Here is a 3,250-nt window from a genome sequence, read left to right on the forward strand (position 1 = left end):
GGCGCCGGGGCGCCGGCCGTCACCTCGATCGGGTGGTCGGCCGCGGGGCCCGCGGGGACCCAGCGCGGCCCGTCGGGGCCGAAGGCGTCGCGAGGCTCGGGGAAGGCGACGAGCAGGGCGGGATAGAGCACCGCCGCCAGCCCGAGGCCCAGGGGGATGGAGAGGTCGACGCCGTTGGCGAGGTCGCCGAGGGGGCCCACGAACTGTCCGGGCAGATTGACGAAGCACAGCCCGATCGCGGCGGAGCTCAGCCAGGCGAGCAGCCCGCGCCAGTTCCAGCCGTGGGCGAACCAGTAGCGGCCGCCGCGCTGGCGGCGGTTGAAGACCTGCAGCGAGTCGGAGTCGTACCATCCCCGCCGGACCACCCAGCCGAGCATCATGACGACCATCCACGGCGCCGTACAGGTGACGATGAGGACGGCGAAGGTGCTGATGCTGGTGACCGCGTCGAAGGCGAAGCGCCCGATGAAGATGAAGGCGATCGACAGGACGCCGATGAACAGCGTGGCCTGCACCCGGCTGAAGCGGGGGAAGACGCTGGAGAAGTCCAGGCCGGTGCCGTAGAGCGCCGTCGTGCCCGTCGACAGGCCGCCGATGAGGGCGATCAGGCAGACCGGCACGAAATACCAGTCGGGGGAGACGTCCAGCAGCCCGGAGACGTAGCTGCCGCCGGCCATGAAGTCGGGCACCTCGATGGCGACGATGGTGGCGGTGACGAGGCCGAAGACGAAGGGGACGAGGGTGGCGAGCTGCGCCAGCACGGTGGCCGCCATCACCTTCCAGCCGGGGGTCTCCCGGGGGATGTAGCGCGCCCAGTCGCCGAGGAACGCGCCGAACGAGATGGGGTTGGACATCACGATGAGCGCGGCTCCCACGAAGGAGGGCCAGTAGAGCGACTGGGTGGCCGCGTCGGCGGCCGCGCCGAAGATCCCCGGGTAGCCGGGATCGAAGTCACCGGCGAAGGCGACCACTCCGAGGAGGAAGAGCAGCGTCGCCGCGACGACCGCGATCTTGTTCACCAGCAGCATGAAGCGGAAGCCGTAGATGCAGACGACGAGGACCAGGACCGCGAACAGGCCGTACGCGACGGCGAGGGCCGCGTCGTTCTCCGGCAGCGCGATCGCGCGGTGGGCGCCCCCGACGAGCACGTCGCCGGAGGACCAGACCGAGATCGAGAAGAACGCGAGTGCGGTGAGGAGGGAGAGGAACGAGCCGACGACCCGCCCGTGGACGCCGATGTGCGCCGAGGAGGTGACGGCGTTGTTGGTGCCCGTGCGCGGGCCGAAGAGGGCCATCGGGGCCAGCACGGCCGTCCCGGCGAGGAGCCCGAGGAGGGTCGCGAGCAGCGCGTCGCGGAAGGAGAGGCCGAAGAGGATCGGGAAGCTCCCGAGCACGACGGTGGCGATCGTGTTGGCGCCGCCGAAGATCAGGCGGAAGAGGTCGACGGGGCGCGCCGAGCGCTCGTCGTCGGGGATGGGCTCGACCCCGTGGGTCTCGATCTCGGTGGCACGTGGTGCGGTGGTGGTGGCGGCGTTCATGGCAGGTCCTCGGGCGGCTCGGTTCAGGCGGTCAGGCGGGCGAGAGGTGCTCATGGACGGCGACGACGCTGTCGCCCTGAGCGGCGAACACGATGGACTCGCGCTCGACGGTCGAGGTCGTCTCCGAGCCCACCCGGGTGACCGTGTGGACGCGGTGGCTGAAGACGGCGGTCTCCCCGACGACCACGACGTGGGGGTCGGAGCTGGCACAGGAGACGACCTGCCAGCCCTCCCCGATCCACGAGGCCCACAGGCGCTCGTACGCCGCGCGGCTCTCGAGAAGCGCCGGCTCGGTGTGGAAGAGGAACGTGGCACGAGGGTGGAAGCAGGCGAAGTACGCCGCGGTGTCGGTGCGCGCGAAGGCCTCGACGAGACGACGCGCCGCGACGAGGACGGCGTCGGAGGTGAGCGGCATGCGGGCGATCCTTCAGTCCGGTGTGCGGGTGGCGGGACCATAGGCACCCCGGAGCGTCGCTGACAAGCATTTCAGTCATGTAACACGATCAGATATGACGTTTATGCTTGCAAAGCATGGATATGAGGGCACTCCTGGTCGGCAAATGGCACGATGACCTCGATATCTGATCGAAGGACCGTGAGAGAAGAAAATGTCGGGAATCGTGGCGCCTCCGGTGATGGACGACCTCGATGACGCGATCGTGTCGCTGCTGGAGAGGGACGGCCGGCTCTCCCATCGCGAGCTCGCCGAGCACATCGGGCTCTCCCGTCCGGCGACGGCGGCCCGGGTCGCCCGCCTCCTGGCGAGCGGGCAGGTGGCGATCCGCGGCGTCGTCCACCCTGCGGTGCTCCGCCGCGGATCGTGCGCCCACGTGGCGCTGACCGTCCGGGGCTCCGCGGCGCGCCTGGCCGCCGCCGTGGCCGACCGCGAGGACGTCACCTTCGTCTCGCTCTGCACCGGCCGGTACGCCGTCGTCGCGGAGATCCGCGCCGAGGACCAGGCGGCGATCGACCGGGCGGTGTCGCGGATCAGGGCGCTGCCGGGCGTCGACGGCCTCAACCTCCTGCTCTACAGCGAGGTGGTCCGCGACGTCGCGGGACCGGTCGGGGAGCCGGGCGTGGGCCTCGACGACCTCGACGACGTCGACCTCGCGCTCCTGCGCGCCCTCCAGGACGACGGCCGTGCCTCCTACGTCCGGCTCGGTGAGCTCGTCGGCATGTCGGCGGCGGGCACCCGGCGCCGGGTCGGTCGGCTCATCGAGGGCCGCGCGGTCCGGGTCGGCGCCGTCGTACGGCACTCCGGGGCCGACCGCCGCGCGGCGATGGGCGTCGGCATCAGCCTGTGCGACGACGGGGCGGACGTGGTCGAGCGCGCGCTGGGGCTCGAGTCGGTCGTGTTCCTCGCCCGCACGCTGGGCCGCTACGACCTGGTCGCGACGGTCAACGCGACCTCCGCGGGCCAGCTCGTGGACCTGCTCGAGGGGCTGCGCGCCCTCCCCGGCGTCCGGGGGATCGACACGTGGGGCCACCTCGAGTACGTCAAGGAGACCTACGCGTCAGGGCGGCTCACCGCTGACGGACCGCCTGCCTGAGACGCTCCCGCAGCGCCGCCTCGCGGGCGAACCGGGCGGCGTCGCGCTCCCGTCGCCCGGCGATGACGGCGGCGAGGAAGTCGTCCACCGGCGTTCCCGCCGGGGGCGGTGGCGCCACCAGCGCCGCGGTGCGCTCGCAGAGCCGCAGGCCCACCTGGTCCC

General features: G+C 71.8%; 3 protein-coding genes and 1 pseudogene. 1 reads left to right on the forward strand and 3 read right to left on the reverse strand.

The window, feature by feature from the left end:
• Both QM572_RS19230 and QM572_RS19235 read right to left on the reverse strand, forming a co-directional pair.
• Nucleotides 1-1,538: purine-cytosine permease family protein (locus tag QM572_RS19230; RefSeq protein ID WP_415095590.1), on the reverse strand; the 1,538-nt coding region annotated here is incomplete at its 3' end.
• 31 nt (nt 1,539-1,569) lie between these two features.
• Nucleotides 1,570-1,953 (reverse strand): YybH family protein, encoded by a 384-nt coding sequence (locus QM572_RS19235; RefSeq protein ID WP_415095591.1) that lies wholly within the window; start codon nt 1,951-1,953, stop codon nt 1,570-1,572.
• A 193-nt stretch (nt 1,954-2,146) separates the two neighbouring features.
• On the opposite strand from QM572_RS19235, the gene QM572_RS19240 reads away from it, so the two are divergent.
• Nucleotides 2,147-3,088 carry an Lrp/AsnC family transcriptional regulator gene (locus tag QM572_RS19240; protein ID WP_415095592.1) on the forward strand — a complete coding sequence of 314 codons (942 nt, stop codon included), beginning with the start codon at nt 2,147-2,149 and terminating at the stop codon, nt 3,086-3,088.
• Here QM572_RS19240 and QM572_RS19245 read toward each other — a convergent pair.
• Nucleotides 3,063-3,250: pseudogene (locus tag QM572_RS19245) on the reverse strand (hypothetical protein); the annotation flags it as partial. The gene QM572_RS19240 and the pseudogene QM572_RS19245 sit on opposite strands and share 26 nt — an antisense overlap.

The sequence above is a fragment of the Nocardioides sp. genome (assembly GCF_047607365.1).
In the GTDB taxonomy this organism is placed as follows: Bacteria; Actinomycetota; Actinomycetes; order Propionibacteriales; family Nocardioidaceae; genus Nocardioides.

Coding starts and splice junctions, on each gene's coding strand:
- QM572_RS19235 (WP_415095591.1), bottom strand. CDS start 1,953: ATGCCGCTCACCTCCGACGCCGTCCTCGTCGCGGCGCGTCGTCTCGTC.
- QM572_RS19240 (WP_415095592.1), top strand. CDS start 2,147: ATGTCGGGAATCGTGGCGCCTCCGGTGATGGACGACCTCGATGACGCG.